Source organism: Streptomyces sp. NPDC002276 (genome assembly GCF_053891435.1).
In genome coordinates, this window is record NZ_JBSFCQ010000002.1 from 480894 (window position 1) to 496392 (window position 15499).

Sequence of the window (15499 nt, forward strand, 5' to 3'; positions counted from 1 at the left end):
TCGGGAATCGGCAGCGCCCACCGGCGACGCCCTGCGACCATCGGCCCATGGGCAACAGCAGGAGTTTCGAGGATCTCGTCGCGGAAGGGGCCGCCGTCCCCACCGAGGGCTGGGACTTCTCGTGGTTCGAGGGGCGGGCCACCGAGGCACGTCCCTCCTGGGGATACGCCCGGTCCGCCGGGGACCGGCTCACCTGGGCGAACACCGTCCTGGACGTCCAGACCGGGGGAGGCGAGGTCCTCGACTTCGCGCTGAGCCGGGCCGCCGCCCAGCCCCCGATGCTGGTCGCCGCCACCGAGAGCTGGCCGCCGAACGTCGCCAGAGCCACCGCCCTGCTCCGCTCGCGCGGGGTCGTGGTGGTCGCGGTGGCCGAGGGGGCTCAACTGCCTTTCGCGGACGCCGCCTTCGACCTCGTCCTGAGCCGTCACCCGGTCCGCGCCGACTGGCCGGAGATCGCCCGCGTGCTGCGCCCGGGCGGCACCTACTTCGCCCAACACGTGGGCCCCCGCAGCGCGTTCGAACTCGTCGAGCACTTCCTAGGGCCCCAGCCGGAGGACGTGAGCGGTGCCCGCGACCCCGAGCGCGAGCGGGCCGGGGCCGAGGCGGCGGGGCTGGAGATCGTCGGCCTGCGGGCGGAGCGGCTGCGGATGGAGTTCAACGACGTCGGGGCCGTCGTGCACTTCCTGCGCAAGGTGATCTGGATGGTCCCGGACTTCACGGTCGAGGCCTACGAGCCCCAACTCCGTTCCCTGCACGAGCGGATCGAGGCCACGGGCCCGTTCGTGGCGCACAGCACCCGGCACCTCTTCGACGTGCGCAAGCCGCTCGCGTGACTCAGGCGTGCGGCCCTGAGGCGACCTCCCCGATCACCAACTCGGCCCGTGCCTCCAGCACTTCGCCCACCCGTTCCGCCCGCTCGCCCAACTCCCGTTCCTGCCGCGCCGTCAGCCGTCCCAGCGGCTCCACGGTGACGGTCGTACGCCGTCCGCGTCTGCGCTGGTGCCAGACTCCGGCCACCACCCCGTCGACCAGCAGCACGGGATAGTTGCCGGCCTGCCCGCCCGCCAGTGCCCGGCGGTACGCGGCACCCGGGAACAGCGTCTCGCGGGGCTGGGCGGCGATGACGTAGGCGTCGAAGTAGGGGAGGAGGCGCACGCCCCGGACGGGTTCCTCGGGGAATGCCGTGTCGCCCGCGACCACCCATGCGCGCGTGCCCTCGAAGTCGGCCTCCTCGATTCCGCCCTCGGCTGCGCAGGTCTCGAAGAGCGTCGTCGCCCAACTTGCGGGCGCCGCGAGCCATTTGGCGAAATCCGGTGGGGTCGCCGGGCCGTAGGAGCGCAGATATCGGTGGACGAGTGTGCGCAGGGCCTCGGTCGTGGGGAGCGGGGTGAAATGGGGCGGGCGGGTGTAGGTGACTTTGCGGCCGCGGTTCGGGCCGAAGCACAGGGCGCCGGACTGGCCCGCCCGGTGCAGGACCTGGCGCCAGCGCGGCCACAGGTCCTGGAAGGCCGGCATCACCCGGTCCCCGGCCCACGAGCCGGTGCGGGCGACGACCGCCTCGTCGAGTTCGTCGATGGTCAGGGTCTCGCCGTCGAGGGCGTCGGCGATGGCCGCGACCACCTCGGTGGCCTGGGTGTCGGTGAGCCGGATGGCGGGGGCGAACCGGCCCGTGCCCGGGATCGCGGTCAACGCGGCGCTCCACAGCGGGAGTTCGCGGGTGGGCAGCAGATGGACGGTCCCGCGCGGGCCGTGGGTCTTGAGCAGGGAGGAGGGCGAGCCGTCGGCCTGCCACAACGCCGCTCGCACGTCCGTCCGGGTCCGCCCGGCCGCCCGTACCCCCACCGACACCTCCGCCGCGGACAGCACCTGCGCGTGCGCCGCGAGCATCGACGCCACCACGTCGGCGACCGGTGTGCCGGTCCCGGCCGGGGTGTCCAGGAACTGCCGTTCGAGACGGCGGGCGCTCGCTCGCTCCCAAGTGATCTTCACGGTCATGCCCCGACGCTAGGGCCGAACTAGGTCACCGGATGTCCTCCACACCTCCACGCGGTTTCCACATCGTTATCGAGATCGACTCGCTTCCCGGCCATCTCCTCACGTAAGTTCGGACCAAGGTAATTCGCGTGAGCAAAGCTGCGCGGTGGGCACCGCGCGGAGGAGGGGGCTGCGCGGTGCCCTGCCCCGTCAAGCGGACGTTCACTCGCGGTGTCACCCCTGAGAGCGACACGCCGGGGGCTGGCGGAAAACCCGCACGTTCTCCTCGTAATCCACTGTGAACCGGCCATGATCAGGGCTGGAATCAGCGCTTCCGGGCCCCTCGCCGTGTTGTCGGCCGACTCCGGAGAGTAGTTGTGGCACGCCGATGCACGCAGCATCACTTACGAAGGGTTATGGTGGAAACCCCCCCTCGGGCCGGTCCGTATCCCCCCCACGGACCGGCCCGATTTTTTGTGCCCCGCGGTGACGAACCCCGCGCCCCCCGCGTCCCCCCTCGCACCCTCCCGCACCGGCCGACGCCCGTACCGGCCCCGCGCCGAACCGAGACCGACCTTCGTGCCGAACCGGGATGAGCCCAGACACCCCTTGGGGGAACGGGGCTCCAGCGGGGGTAGGCTTCGACGCCGGGGACTGCCATCCACGGAGGGGCTGACAACACGTGAACGTGCGCGACACCCTGCGCCGCCTGCTGGTCAGGTTCTACGCACGCAGGGTGGGAGGCCATCTCGACCACGCGTCGGTGCCCAAGCACATCGGCGTCATCATGGACGGCAACCGGCGCTGGGCGAAGGCCGCGGGTTCCACCACCGTCCAGGGCCACCGGGCCGGCGGCGACAAGATCGAGGAGTTCCTCGGCTGGTGCAGCGAGACGGACGTCGAGGTCGTCACCCTGTGGCTGCTGTCGACGGACAACTTCGACCGCCCCCAGGAAGAACTCGGCCCACTGCTCGGCATCATCGAGAACGTCGTCAGTTCCCTTGCCGCGGACGGCCGTTGGCGCGTCCACCACGTCGGCACCCTCGACCTGCTGCCCTCGGGGATGCAGTCCGTCCTCAAGGAGGCGGAGGAGTCCACCGCGCACATCGACGGGATACTGGTCAATGTCGCCATCGGCTACGGCGGCCGTCAGGAGATCGCCGACGCGGTCCGCTCGATGATCCTGGACGCCGCCGACAAGGGCACCTCGCTGGAGGAGCTCGCCGACCACGTGGACGTCGACCTCATCGGCAAGCACCTCTACACGGGCGCACAGCCCGACCCCGATCTGGTGATCCGCACCAGCGGCGAGCAGCGGCTGTCCGGATTCATGCTCTGGCAGACGGCCCACTCCGAGTACTACTTCTGCGAAGTCTTCTGGCCCGCGTTCCGCAAGGTCGACTTCCTGCGCGCGATGCGCGACTACGCGGCGCGACACCGACGTTACGGCGGATGACGGACAAGGCCCCCCGAGTACCCCGTTTGGTGCACAAGTAACAAGGAGTTCACCAGGGCGTCGTCATATGCCGTGGCATGGCGGCGCATGTTCGAGGGCATAAGCCAAGCAGGTCGACGCCCGAACCACGGGTGTCGTATCTCAGCGGACGGCACGGGGCCGTCCGCCCGGGAGGCCCTTTGCACCAGTTCGACCGTGCGGTCAGTACGGGCGAGACGGAGGGCCGGTCTCCGGCCCGCGCATCGCGGCCTGGACCGGTCCAGCTCCTCTCCGTCGCTCCCCGACCTCTTCCGAGGGGGTACGTCCTTCCGTGGTGACCAGCACAAAGCGCCGTATGCCTGACCGGCGCACCTATGTTCTCGACACCAGCGTTCTGCTGGCCGACCCGAACGCACTGAACCGCTTCGACGAGCACGAAGTCGTGCTGCCGATCGTCGTGGTCACAGAGCTGGAGGCCAAGCGGCACCATCCCGAACTCGGCTACTTCGCCCGGCAGGCCCTGCGCCTGCTGGACGAGTTCCGGGTCCGGCACGGTCGCCTCGACGCCCCCATCCCGATCGGGGAACTCGGCGGCACCGTCAGGGTCGAGCTCAACCACTCGGACCCCAGCGTGCTGCCCAGTGGGTACCGCCTGGGGGACAACGACTCCCGCATCCTCGCGGTCGCCCGCAACTTGCAGGCCGAGGGGTACGACGTCACCGTCGTGTCGAAGGACCTTCCGCTCAGGATCAAGGCCTCGTCCGTCGGGCTCCTCGCCGAGGAGTACCGCGCGGAACTGGCCATCACGGGCTCCTCCGGCTGGACCGGAATGTCCGAACTGACCCTGACCGGCGAACAGGTGGACATCCTCTTCGAGGAAGGCCACATCTATGTCCCGGAGGCCGCCGACTTCCCCGTCCACACCGGTCTGACGATCCAGTCCGAGCGCGGCAAGGCGCTGGGCCGGGTCACCGCGGACGGCAACGTCCGGCTGGTGCGCGGCGACCGGGAGGCGTTCGGCATCAAGGGCCGCAGCGCGGAGCAGCGCATCGCGCTGGATCTGCTGCTCGACCCGGACATCGGGATCCTGTCGATGGGAGGCCGGGCCGGCACCGGCAAGTCCGCGCTCGCGCTCTGCGCGGGCCTGGAGGCGGTCCTGGAGCGCCGCCAGCACAAGAAGGTCATGGTCTTCCGCCCGCTGTACGCGGTGGGCGGACAGGAACTGGGCTATCTGCCCGGCTCCGAGGCCGACAAGATGGGCCCCTGGGCCCAGGCGGTCTTCGACACGCTGTCCGCGGTCACCAGCCGCGAGGTCATCGAGGAGGTCACCGCCCGCGGGATGCTGGAGGTCCTGCCGCTCACCCACATCCGCGGACGCTCGCTGCACGACGCGTTCGTGATCGTGGACGAGGCGCAGTCCCTGGAGCGGAACGTCCTGCTGACCGTCCTGTCCCGGATCGGCGCCAATTCACGGGTGGTTCTCACCCATGACGTGGCGCAGCGGGACAACCTGAGGGTCGGTCGCTACGACGGTGTCGTCGCCGTGGTGGAGAAGCTGAAGGGCCACCCGCTCTTCGCGCATGTGACGCTCACCAGGTCCGAGAGGTCCCAGATCGCGGCGCTTGTGACCGAAATGCTGGAGGACGGTCAAATCTGAGGTAATTCAGGCCGGATTCAGGCCAGTTGGCGCCGTCCCGCGAAGCCGATGAGCTTAGCGGGGCGGCGCTTTGGCGTCCCGCTCTTTCTCCAAATCCCCTGGGGCAAACGGGATGTGAGCTTTCACACGCAACTCAGAATTGCCACTCGGCGTCCGGTTACGGCAGAGTCTCATTCCTGTCAGGCCCCGCATACGACACACGTGTACCCCCAGCGGTACGCACCAACTTGAGCATCACAGCCAACTCCACAGCGAAGTCGTATGCCGCCCGCTTCTTCACGCGGCGCTCCCCGAGCGGGAGTTGCCCACCGGGCCCGTGCCTCCCGTGACCCCGTAGTTGGGAGGCCAGCGTTCAGGGGCACGATTGCGTCCGCCAGGGTCACCGAAGCGGACGATGCTGGAAGGAAACCGTGTGAGCCGGATTTCGGTCCGGGGATTCGCAGTGGCCTCGGCCACCGCGGTCACCGCCGTCGGAAGCGTCGTGGGCGTTGCCTCTGGCAGCGTCGCTCAGGCGCAGAACAATGACGCCGAGACGACGGCAGCCGACACCACGCTCCTGGCGGACATCCCCACGGGCCAGCAGGCCCAGGTGCAGACCGCTTCCTTGACGCAGCAGGCCGACGCTCAGGCGATCCAGGCCGACGCCAGCGCCAAGAAGGACGCCGAGGAGTCGGCCCGCCTGGCCGCCGCGAAGTCCGCGGTCGCCAAGAAGGCCGCTGCCGAGAAGGCGGAGAAGGATGCGAAGGAGCGTGCCGAGGCGAAGTCCGCGGCGAGCCGTTCCTCCTCCAGCTTCCCCGTGCAGAGCTCGTACACGACCGCACAGATCCAGGCCATGGCAGCCCAGATGGTGCCCAGCGGCCAGTTCCAGTGCTTCAGCAACATCGTGTCCCACGAGTCCGGCTGGAACTACCACGCCGTCAACGCCTCCTCCGGCGCCTACGGTCTCTTCCAGGCACTGCCCGCAGGCAAGTACGCCTCCGCCGGCTCCGACTGGCAGACCAACCCCGCCACCCAGATCAAGTGGGGCCTCAACTACATGGACAGCCGCTACGGCAGCCCGTGCGAGGCCTGGTCGTTCTGGCAGGCGAACAGCTGGTACTAGGTCGTACGCCCGTCCCGGGCCGCTCAACCTCGCGAGGCCCCTCCCCGTCCTAGGGGGAGGGGCCTTCGCCCTGTACGGTCGGACACGCAACGGCTCCAAGGGGGAGTGGGGTGGGGACAGGCGGGGGGAGAGGTCGGATCATGTCGCGAGTGCCAGGGTGGCTCGGTCGGCTGGGCAACGGGCTGAGCGAGATGGGGGAGCGCTTGGACGAGCGCCGCGCCGAGGTGGCGAAGGAACACACCGACGCCGGGCCCGAGTTGCCGGCCGCCGACCCCGAACCCCCGGCACCCGACCCCGTACCGGAACCCGTCGCCATCGACCGTGACCGCCCCGAGCCGGCGCTCGCCGTGCCCTGGGGTGTGCGGGTGGCCGCCGAGGCGGGCTGGCGGCTGCTGGTCCTGGCGGGCACGGTCTGGGTCCTGATGCGGGTCATCAGCGCCGTCCAACTGGTGGTCCTGGCCTTCGCGGCGGCCCTGCTCATCACGGCACTGCTCCAGCCGACGGTGGCCGCCCTGATCCGCTACGGCTTTCCGCGCGGGGTGGCCACGGCGCTCACCGCGATCCTCGGCTTCGTCGTGATGGGGCTGATCGGCTGGTTCGTGACCTGGCAGGTCATGGCCAACATCGACAACCTCTCCGACCAGGTCCAGAACGGCGTCGACGATCTGCGCAACTGGCTGCTCAAGGGCCCGTTCCACGTCACCGAGAAGCAGATCAACCAGATCGCGAAGAACCTCCGCGAGGCGATCGGCGCCAACACCGACCAGATCACGTCGTTCGGCCTGGAGGGCGTCCAGGTCATCGTCGAGGCCCTGACCGGCATCCTGCTGACGGCCTTCTCGACCCTCTTCCTCCTCTACGACGGCCCGCGGATCTGGCAGTGGGCGCTGAAGCTGGTGCCCGCGGCGGCCCGGCCGGCGATGGCGGGCGCGGGCCCGCGCGCCTGGCGCACGCTCACGGCCTACGTCCGCGGCACGGTGATAGTGGCGTTCATCGACGCGGTCTGCATCGGCATCGGGATCTACTTCCTCGGTGTGCCGATGGCCGTGCCGCTCGCCGTCTTCATCTTCCTGTTCTCGTTCATCCCGCTGGTGGGCGCGGTGGCGTCCGGCGCGCTGGCGGTCGTCGTCGCGCTGGTCACCCAGGGCGTCGTCACGGCCCTGTTCACCCTGGGCGTCGTGCTCGCCGTCCAGCAGATCGAGGGCCACATCCTCCAGCCGTTCATCCTGGGCCGGGCGGTCCGGGTCCACCCCCTCGCGGTGGTGCTGTCGGTCGCGGCGGGCGGGATGATCGCGGGGATCGGCGGAGCGGTGGTGGCAGTCCCGCTGGTGGCGGTCACCAACACGGTGGTGAGCTACCTGAAGGCCTACGCCCAGGGCACGGAGCCGCCCCCTCGGCTCTCCCCGAAGCCGAGGGGCGCTACGGCGGTGTCATCCACGCCGGCCGACACCCCACCCCCGAACCAGGCCCCGTAACAGCGTTCCCCACCACCCACCCGTTCACCGTCAGTCGAGAGGTGCCAGTACCGCCTCCGCCTCCAGCGTGACCCCCACCGCCTCCACCACCGCCGCGATCTTGAACGCCTCCTGGATCACGTCCCGTTCGACGCCCGCCTTGCGCAGCACCTGTTCGTGCGAGTCGAGACACATCCCGCAGCCGTTGACCGCGGACACGGCGAACGACCACAGCTCGAAGTCGACCTTGTCGACCCCGGGGTTGCCGATGACGTTCATCCGCAGCCCCGCCCGCAGGGTGCCGTACTCGTGGTCGGACAACAGGTGCCGCGTCCGGTAGAAGACGTTGTTCATCGCCATGACCGCGGCGGCGGACTTGGCCGCGGTGTACGCCTCCGGCGACAGGTGGGCCTTCGCCTCGGGCGCCAACTCCCGCAGCACGAGCGGCGATCGGGACGCGATCGCCGTCGCGAGGACCGTGCCCCACAGCTGCTGCGCGGGCAGGTCGGAGTTGCCGATGACCGAACCGAGGTTGAGCCTCAGGTCCTTGGCGTAGTCCGGTATGGCGGACTTCAGGGCGTCCAGCGACATGTCAGCTCACTTCCCGGCGAGCAGCGCGCCCGCGTCCAGCGTGGCCTCGCCCTTGGTCCAGTTGCACGGGCAGAGCTCGTCCGTCTGGAGCGCGTCGAGGACCCGCAGGACCTCCTTGGGGTTACGGCCGACCGAGCCCGCGGTCACCATCGAGAACTGGATCTCGTTGTTCGGGTCCACGATGAACACCGCGCGCTTGGCGAAGCCGTCCTCGCCCTCGATGCCGAGGTCCCGCATCAGCTCGTGCCGGGAGTCGGCCAGCATCGGGAACGGCAGGTCGCGCAGGTCGTCGTGGTCCTTGCGCCAGGCGTGGTGGACGTACTCGGAGTCGCCGGAGAAGCCGAGCACCTGGGCGTCCCGGTCGGCGAACTCGTCGTTCAGCTTGCCGAACGCGGCGATCTCGGTGGGGCACACGAACGTGAAGTCTTTGGGCCACGCGAAAACCACGAGCCAACCGTCATAGGTCTTGTGGGTGATCTGTTCGAACTCCTTGCCCTTCTCCAACGAGACACAGGCGGTCAGATCGAACGACGGGAACTTGTCACCGACAGTGAGCACTGGCTCTCCTCGCAGCGGAAAACACCCAAGCGGAATGGATGCTTCTCGTGGGTTGGTCGGCCCCGATCCTGGCACAACGTGCATTGATTGTGGAAATAGCTACACTGGGGTGTGTTGATCGGAGGCGGTTATCAGTGACCGTTAGTAATACGAGTAAGAGACGCCAGCCCAGCCTGGCCCAGCTGCGCGCCTTCTCCGCGGTCGCCGAGCACCTTCACTTCCGGGACGCAGCCGCCGCGATCGGCATGAGCCAGCCCGCCCTGTCCGGTGCCGTCGCCGCCCTGGAGGACACCCTCGGCGTGACCCTCCTGGAGCGCACCACCCGCAAGGTGCTGCTCTCGCCCGCCGGTGAGCGGCTCGCCGTACGGGCGCGGGCCGTGCTGGACGAGGTCGGGGCGCTGCTTGCCGAGGCGGAGGCCGTGCGGGCGCCGTTCACCGGGGCGCTGCGCCTCGGGGTGATCCCGACCGTCGCGCCGTATCTGCTGCCGACCGTGCTGGGGCTGGTGCACGACCGGTACCCGGACCTCGACCTCCAGGTGCACGAGGAGCAGACCGCGAGCCTGTTGGAGGGGCTGACCACCGGTCGCCTCGACCTGCTGCTGCTCGCCGTGCCGCTCGGGGTGCCCGGAGTGGTCGAACTCCCGCTGTTCGACGAGGACTTCGTGCTCGTCACCCCGCTCGGCCATCCGCTCGGCGGGCGCAGCGGCATCCCGCGCGAGGCGCTGCGCGAGCTGAATCTGCTGCTCCTGGACGAGGGGCACTGCCTGCGCGACCAGGCTCTCGACATCTGCCGCGAGGCGGGGCGGGCGGACGCTCCCGTCACTACGACCGCCGCCGGGCTCTCCACGCTCGTACAGCTCGTCGCCGGCGGGCTCGGGGTCACGCTGCTGCCGCGCACCGCCGTGCGCGTCGAGACGACCCGCAGCGAGCTGCTCCTCACCGGATACTTCAGCGAGCCCGCCCCGACCCGTCGGATCGCGCTCGCGATGCGCACCGGAGCGGCCCGTCGCGCCGAGTACCAGGAGCTGGCCGCCGCCCTCCGCGAGGCCCTGCGACCGCTGCCGGTAAGGGTGTTGGGCACCGGCAACTGACCCGGCCCTGTTCGGTCAAATGAGCTCCGTACAAAGGAAATCGAACGGCGGGAATTCTCAACTTCCGTCACCCGCAGGCAGGTAGGAAGAACCCCGCCGGAATATGCGCTCGGACTGATACACCTTCACCCCTCAGCGCTACACGTCAGTTGCGTGTACGAAAAGCCTAGGGGAGTGATGTCGGGCATTCGGGATTCCCTCGGCCGGGTCGGTCACGACCTGCTCGCGGCGGCTCTCTCGGCCTGTGGGCGCGAGGAGTTCACCGGGGGACTGCGGGTGTCCGGCAGACCCGGCGGGATCTTCCATCTGCGCGGCGGGCTCGTCATCGCGGTGGAGAGCCCCGGCGCGCCGGGCCCCGAGGCGCTGCTGCTGCGCTCCGGCCGGGTCAGCGGTGAGCAATGGGCCGATCTGGTACGGGAGTCGGGCGGCTCGCGCTGGCCGGTGGCCGGACTCATCGCCCACGGGTACGCGGGCGCCGCCCAGTTGCGGATCGTCTGCGTGCTGGCCCTGCACGACGCGGCCTTCGCGGTCGTCGCCGGAGACGTCGACGACTGCGAACGCGCCCCGGAGGCACGGCCGTTCGCCCCCGTAGGCATCGGCGAACCCCCGATCCGGCTGCTCCAGGACGGGGCCCGCAAACTCGCCGCGATCGCCGCGCTGCCGTATCCCGTACGGCCCGACCGGGAACGCCCCCGGGCCCCGGCCGAGGTTCCCGCCGAGGCCGGACTCGGCATGCTGCAACGGGAGTTGCTCGCCCATGTCGACGGCCGCCGTACCGCCCGCGATCTCGCCTTCCGTACCGGGCGCGGGGTCTACCCGGTCACCGCCGAGGTCGCGCGGATGCTCGCCGAGGGTCTGCTGGAGTGCGCGGACGCCCCGGTGCCGATCCCGGTCCAGGTGCCGGCCGAGGCGCCCGTCCTGCGCCGTCGTGAACCGGCGCCCGCGCCACCGCAGTTCACCGTGCCCACCGCGCCCACCGCGCTGCCCCGCCGTAATCCGGGGGCCAGCGGCATCACCGAATCTCTCGTCCCCGAAAAGAGCGGGGCGGGCTGGAAAGGGTTCTTCCGCCTGCGGAACGGAACCTCGAAATGAACCGGACGACCAAATGCGATCAGTTTTAGGGGAGTTGAGTAAGTGGATCACAAAGCCCTGACATTGGAAATGCGCACACTGCGGGAACAGGTGACCGGAATCACCGACACCGCGGTCACGGCGGCCGACGGACTGCTCATCGCGGCCGACACCGCCGACTCGATCGACCCGGAGGCCCTCGCCGCGCTCGCCGCGGCCGGCCTGGGCCTGGCCCGGCGCACCGCCGCGGCCACCGACCGCGGCACGCTGCGCCAGACGGTGACGTACGGAAGTCACGGCTGCGCCGCGACGTACGCCGTCGGCGACACCGCGCTGATGGTGGTGCTCGGCGACGAGGGGATGGACGTGGACCGGCTGCATCTGGCGGCCCGGCCGACGCTCGACCGGATCGAGTCGATCCTCACCGAGAAGGCATCAGAAGGAGTGTGAAGGGATGGCGACGAAGCGTATGACCCCAGGATTCTCCGACCAGGTGATGGGCCTGGTCAAAACCCTCCGGACCGATGCCCCCGACTGTGTGGCCTCGGGCGTGGTCGACATGTCCACCGGCATGCTGCTGTCGTACGAGACCATCGACAACCACCCGCCAGAGGTCCTCGACCTGCTGGCGGGTGCGACCCTCGACCTGTTCCAGGGCCGGACGGTCGCGATGATCGAGGACGTCTTCAAAGAGCGTCGCGGGATCACCAGTGACCACCACTACTTCCAGGAGATCCTCGTCAACAGCGAGAACCTCACCCATCTGTTCGTGCGGATGACCGAGCAACAGGACGTGGTCGCCGTGGTGGTCTGCCGCAAGTCGGTGAACGTGGGCATGCTCTTCGCCCAAGTCCGGCGCGTGGTGCGGGAGTACGGGCTCTGACGAGGGCGGGCGGACGGCTGCGGACGGGCCCTCACTCCGTGCGCAGCCCGTCCGGCCGCATCATGCGCAGCAGTGGCGGCAGGCTGAGCAGGGTCACCGCCAGGACGACCGCCCCGCCGATGCCGGACATCATCAGCACGCTCGCCCAGTCGATGACCACCGGCGACGACGTCATCTTCAGCAGCACCGAGCCCAGTGTCAGCCCCACCGCCGAGGCCAGGGCCAGGCCCAGGCCGATCGGGATCGCCGTCTGCCACAGCACCGACAGGCTCAGCGTGCGCCGCCGGGTGCCGAAGGCGACCAGCGCCGACAGCAGCTTCCTGCGCTCGCGCAGCTGCTCCAGCTGCGACACCAGCAGGCTGGCCCCGATGAGGACGAGGACACAGGTGGCGCCGACCAGCAGCCCGGTGCGGATGGACGTGAACTGCGCCGACTGCCGGGTGGCCGCCAGGGTGAACACGTCGGCCAGCGGGTCGAGCTTCGCGGCCGTGTTGCGCACGTAGTCGGTCGCGTCCGGCACCGAGTCGTCCAGCGTGACGTAGACCTTCTGGTCGAGGCTCTTCACCGCGTTCGCGGGCAGCGCGCCCGAGGTGATCAGCAGTCCGTCGCGGGCGTAACCGGTCGGGTCCTCGCGGTGGGCCGCCGTCTTCAGGCCCGCGGGGACCTTCCAGGCCACGGTGTGGGCCGGTGACGAGCTGTACGACGGGTCGAAGTACACCGTCCGGCCCGCCTTGGCGGTCTCTGCCGTCTGGCTGTCGGCGTCGGCGTTGGTGCCGCCGGCGCTGATCCGGAAGATGTCACCGTCGCGGCAGCCCGTCAGACGGGCCACCTCCCGCAGTTCGGCGCAGCTGCCGACGGCGACCTCCACCGAGCCGTCCGGGTCCTTGGCCCGGTCGGCGATCGTGGTGAGGGAGACGGCCGACGTCCGCCGTACGCCCTTGGTCCGGGCGAGCTGCCCGTCGGCCTGGGCCAGCGAGGTGCCGCCGTCGACGGAGACCTCGACCTGGGCCCGGTTCACGTCGTTGCCGGTCCGCTTGGTGTAGTCGCCCTCGACGCCGGCGAACAGCATCTGGAGCGCGATCGCACCGGCCACCGCGACCGCGATGCCGTTGACCATGCGGGCGGCCGTACCGCTGCTCAACTGGAGCCTGCGGACGGCGAGTTGCCAGGACACCGAGCCGGAGTTCAGCCGGGCCACGGTGGCCTCCACGATCCACGGCAGCAGGGCGGTGATGCCGACGAGCAGCAGGACCGTGCCGCCGATCACCAGCCACTGGTTGAAGTTCCCGTTGGTGCCGCCCTGGCCGATCATCGGGTAGAGCATCGCGAGGCCGGCCAGTGGCATCAGCAGCCGCCACCACAGCCGGCGCCTGGGCGGCTTCGCCTTGCGGACCACCCCGAGCGGTTCGATGACGACCCCGCGCAGCGCGAGGAGGGTCACCACGACGGCCGCGGCCGGTACGGCGAGAGCCACGGCGAGGGCGAGCAGCGGCGAGGGGTTGAGGTCGCTCGGGAACATGCTGATGTCATGCACCTCGAACAGCGACGCCAACTGCCGCCCCACCAGGAAGAATCCGGTGCCGAGGACGAGTCCGAGGAGCGCCCCCGCGAGCGCCTCGCCGCCCGCGATCCGGCGTGCCATGCGCCCGTCCGCGCCGACCAGGCGCAGCGCCGCGAGCCGTTGGTCCCGGCGGTCGCCGCCGAAGCGTACGGCCGCCGCGATGAACACGCCGACCGGCAGCAGCAGCACGATGAAGACGATCAGGAGCAGCAGCAGGAGGATCGGGTCGAGCTGGTCCGGCGTGCTGTAGGCGGAGGGCCCGAAGTAGTTGATGCGCTCGACATTGCTGCCGTTCCGGTGCTGCAAGAGGTCCTTGCCGCCCGCGTAGTAGGCGAGTTCGGCGGGTCCAATGAGCCCGGTCCGCGCGATGATGCCGGTGATCTTGTAGGGCAGCCGCTCGCGCAGCAGCTTTCCGCCGCCGGACTTGAGGAGTTCGTCGAGTGCGGGGGAGACGACCATCTCGCCCGTCGTGGGGAACTTCGTGAGCCCCGGCGGCAGCGGCGCCTTGGTGCCGTCCGGCTCCAGCAGCCGGCCGCGTACGTCCTTGTCGCGGAACGTGGTGTCGGAGTTGGCGATGACGAGGGTGTTGTCCGCCTTCGGCAACTGCTTCCCGCTGTAGGTGAAGTCCTGCCGGGCGTTGCCGCGTGCGTCGCGGTTCGACAGCGCGTTCGGCAGCGCGGTGGTGAGCAGCAGCAGTGCCACCCCGAGCCCGACGCCGACCGCCGTCAGCACGGCCCGGACCCACCCCTCGCGTCCGCCGCCGAAGGCGAACCGCACCCCCATGGCCAGATCGGCGGCCCTCCCCCACGCTCGGCTTCGCTCGCGCGGGCGGTGCCCCCATCGCAGGTTCATACGATGCGCTCCATGTCCCTGGACTTGCCGTCCCGTACGACGATCTCGCGGTCCGAGTAGGCGGCGACCCGCGCCTCGTGCGTGACGAGCACGACGGCCGCGTTGGTGGACCGGGCGGCCTCGGTCAGCAGCTCCATCACGCGCTCGCCGTTGAGCGAGTCGAGCGCGCCGGTCGGCTCGTCGGCGAACAGCACGCGTGGGCTGGTGACCAGCGAGCGGGCGACGGCGACGCGCTGCCCCTGTCCGCCGGAGACCTCACCGGGCCGCTTCTTGGCGAGGTCGTCGACCTCAAGCCGTTCCATCCAGCCGAGCGCGGTCCGCTCGGCCTCCTTGCGGTGGGTGCCGTTCAGCCGCAGCGGCAGCGCGACGTTCTCGACACAGGTCAGCTCGGGCACCAACTGGCCGAACTGGAACACGAACCCGAACTCCGAGCGGCGCAGCGCGCTGCGCTGGGCGTCGCTCATCGTCGCCATCTCCTGCCCGTTGTAAAGGATCGAGCCCGAGTCGGGCGGCACGATCCCGGCGAGACAGTGCAGCAGCGTCGACTTCCCGGACCCGGAGGGGCCCATCACGGCGACCACCTCACCGGGGTGGATGGAGAACTCGGCGCCGTCGAGCGCGGTCGTCGGCCCGTAGGCCTTGCGCAGCTCGTGGGCCGCGAGCAGGGAACCGGCGGGATGTGTCGTCACTTGGCCACCACCTCGGCGAGTTTGTCGAGGCGCGCGGCGGTGAGTTCGAGCCACCGCAGGTCGGCCTCCAGATGGAACAGGGCGTGGTCGCAGATCAGCTGGTCCGCGAGATCGCCCGTGCGCTTGCGGTCGGTCAGGATCCGCATGCCGCGCAGATGCTCGGAGCGCTGCACATCGAGGATCTCCGCCGCGTTCCGGTGCGTGAGCAGCGCGAGAACGACCTTGGTGTAGAGCGTCGACTGCAGATACGGCTCGGGCTTCTCCGGCGTCGCGAGCCACTGCTGTACGTCGGTGATCCCGGCGTCGGTGATCGCGTACCGCTTGCGCTCGGGACCGCCGCCGGCCTCGATGCCGTCGACCTCGACGAGGCCGTTCTTCAGCAGGCGGGACATCGTCGAGTAGACCTGGCCGTAGTGCAGCGGCCGGTCGTGACCGAACTTCTCGTCGAAGGCCCGCTTCAGGTCGTAACCGTGGCACGGGCCGGACTCAAGGAGCCCCAGAAGGGTGTGACCGATGGACATGCGGAGCACTCTACACACGGGGTATACCCGGTATGTATACGCACGGTGTGTAGATCATGG

General features: G+C 69.9%; 15 protein-coding genes. 9 read left to right on the forward strand and 6 right to left on the reverse strand.

The genetic code is table 11. The features are described from left to right. Positions 1 to 47: 47 nt before the first annotated feature. The gene (locus ACWIHT_RS07335) at positions 48 to 833 is read left to right on the forward strand and encodes a class I SAM-dependent methyltransferase (RefSeq protein ID WP_456165338.1); all 786 of its coding nucleotides are present in this window, start codon (positions 48 to 50) and stop codon (positions 831 to 833) included. A gap of 1 nt (position 834) precedes the next feature. Here the strand turns inward: ACWIHT_RS07335 and ACWIHT_RS07340 are convergent, their stop codons facing one another. Further along, positions 835 to 1995: a winged helix DNA-binding domain-containing protein gene (locus ACWIHT_RS07340; RefSeq protein ID WP_456165340.1), complete on the reverse strand. Its 1161-nt coding sequence runs from the start codon at positions 1993 to 1995 to the stop codon at positions 835 to 837. A 661-nt stretch (positions 1996 to 2656) separates the two neighbouring features. On the opposite strand from ACWIHT_RS07340, the gene ACWIHT_RS07345 reads away from it, so the two are divergent. From ACWIHT_RS07345 to ACWIHT_RS07360, 4 genes are all read left to right on the forward strand, one after another. Beyond that, entirely contained in the window at positions 2657 to 3430 is a 774-nt protein-coding gene (locus ACWIHT_RS07345; protein WP_456165342.1) for an isoprenyl transferase, read from the forward strand. 310 nt (positions 3431 to 3740) lie between these two features. Beyond that, positions 3741 to 5066 (forward strand): PhoH family protein, encoded by a 1326-nt coding sequence (locus tag ACWIHT_RS07350; protein WP_200690892.1) that lies wholly within the window; start codon positions 3741 to 3743, stop codon positions 5064 to 5066. A 412-nt stretch (positions 5067 to 5478) separates the two neighbouring features. Beyond that, positions 5479 to 6168, forward strand: a complete 690-nt coding sequence (locus ACWIHT_RS07355) for an aggregation-promoting factor C-terminal-like domain-containing protein (RefSeq protein WP_456165345.1) — start codon at positions 5479 to 5481, stop codon at positions 6166 to 6168. A gap of 140 nt (positions 6169 to 6308) precedes the next feature. Then, entirely contained in the window at positions 6309 to 7643 is a 1335-nt protein-coding gene (locus tag ACWIHT_RS07360; RefSeq protein WP_456165347.1) for an AI-2E family transporter, read from the forward strand. 30 nt (positions 7644 to 7673) lie between these two features. Here ACWIHT_RS07360 and ACWIHT_RS07365 read toward each other — a convergent pair whose 3' ends face one another. Continuing rightward, positions 7674 to 8213, reverse strand: a complete 540-nt coding sequence (locus ACWIHT_RS07365; protein ID WP_456165349.1) for an alkyl hydroperoxide reductase — start codon at positions 8211 to 8213, stop codon at positions 7674 to 7676. A 6-nt stretch (positions 8214 to 8219) separates the two neighbouring features. Then, on the reverse strand, positions 8220 to 8771 hold the full coding sequence (locus ACWIHT_RS07370; RefSeq protein WP_456165351.1) for a peroxiredoxin: 552 nt from the start codon (positions 8769 to 8771) through the stop codon (positions 8220 to 8222). A 134-nt stretch (positions 8772 to 8905) separates the two neighbouring features. Here ACWIHT_RS07370 and ACWIHT_RS07375 point away from each other — a divergent pair, with 134 nt between their 5' ends. The 4 genes from ACWIHT_RS07375 (at position 8906) to ACWIHT_RS07390 (ending at position 11816) form a co-directional block, all read left to right on the forward strand. Next, positions 8906 to 9862 carry a LysR substrate-binding domain-containing protein gene (locus tag ACWIHT_RS07375; RefSeq protein ID WP_456165353.1) on the forward strand — a complete coding sequence of 319 codons (957 nt, stop codon included), beginning with the start codon at positions 8906 to 8908 and terminating at the stop codon, positions 9860 to 9862. A 177-nt stretch (positions 9863 to 10039) separates the two neighbouring features. Continuing rightward, positions 10040 to 10954, forward strand: a complete 915-nt coding sequence (locus ACWIHT_RS07380; protein WP_456165355.1) for a MarR family transcriptional regulator — start codon at positions 10040 to 10042, stop codon at positions 10952 to 10954. 69 nt (positions 10955 to 11023) lie between these two features. Next, entirely contained in the window at positions 11024 to 11383 is a 360-nt protein-coding gene (locus ACWIHT_RS07385) for a roadblock/LC7 domain-containing protein (protein WP_093628918.1), read from the forward strand. A gap of 4 nt (positions 11384 to 11387) precedes the next feature. Then, positions 11388 to 11816 carry a hypothetical protein gene (locus tag ACWIHT_RS07390; protein ID WP_026150674.1) on the forward strand — a complete coding sequence of 143 codons (429 nt, stop codon included), beginning with the start codon at positions 11388 to 11390 and terminating at the stop codon, positions 11814 to 11816. Positions 11817 to 11847: 31 nt separating this feature from the next. Here the strand turns inward: ACWIHT_RS07390 and ACWIHT_RS07395 are convergent, their stop codons facing one another. The 3 genes from ACWIHT_RS07395 to ACWIHT_RS07405 are packed head-to-tail and all read right to left on the reverse strand — an operon-like array spanning position 11848 to position 15439. Continuing rightward, positions 11848 to 14229, reverse strand: coding sequence for an ABC transporter permease (locus ACWIHT_RS07395; protein ID WP_456165358.1), 2382 nt, complete (start codon positions 14227 to 14229; stop codon positions 11848 to 11850). Next, entirely contained in the window at positions 14226 to 14918 is a 693-nt protein-coding gene (locus ACWIHT_RS07400) for an ABC transporter ATP-binding protein (RefSeq protein WP_456165360.1), read from the reverse strand. Before ACWIHT_RS07400 ends, ACWIHT_RS07395 begins: the two co-directional genes overlap by 4 nt. Beyond that, a complete protein-coding gene (locus ACWIHT_RS07405; protein ID WP_456165362.1) occupies positions 14915 to 15439 on the reverse strand; it encodes a PadR family transcriptional regulator in 525 nt (174 codons plus the stop codon). The genes ACWIHT_RS07400 and ACWIHT_RS07405 overlap by 4 nt, the downstream gene beginning before the upstream one ends. Positions 15440 to 15499 lie beyond the last annotated feature (60 nt).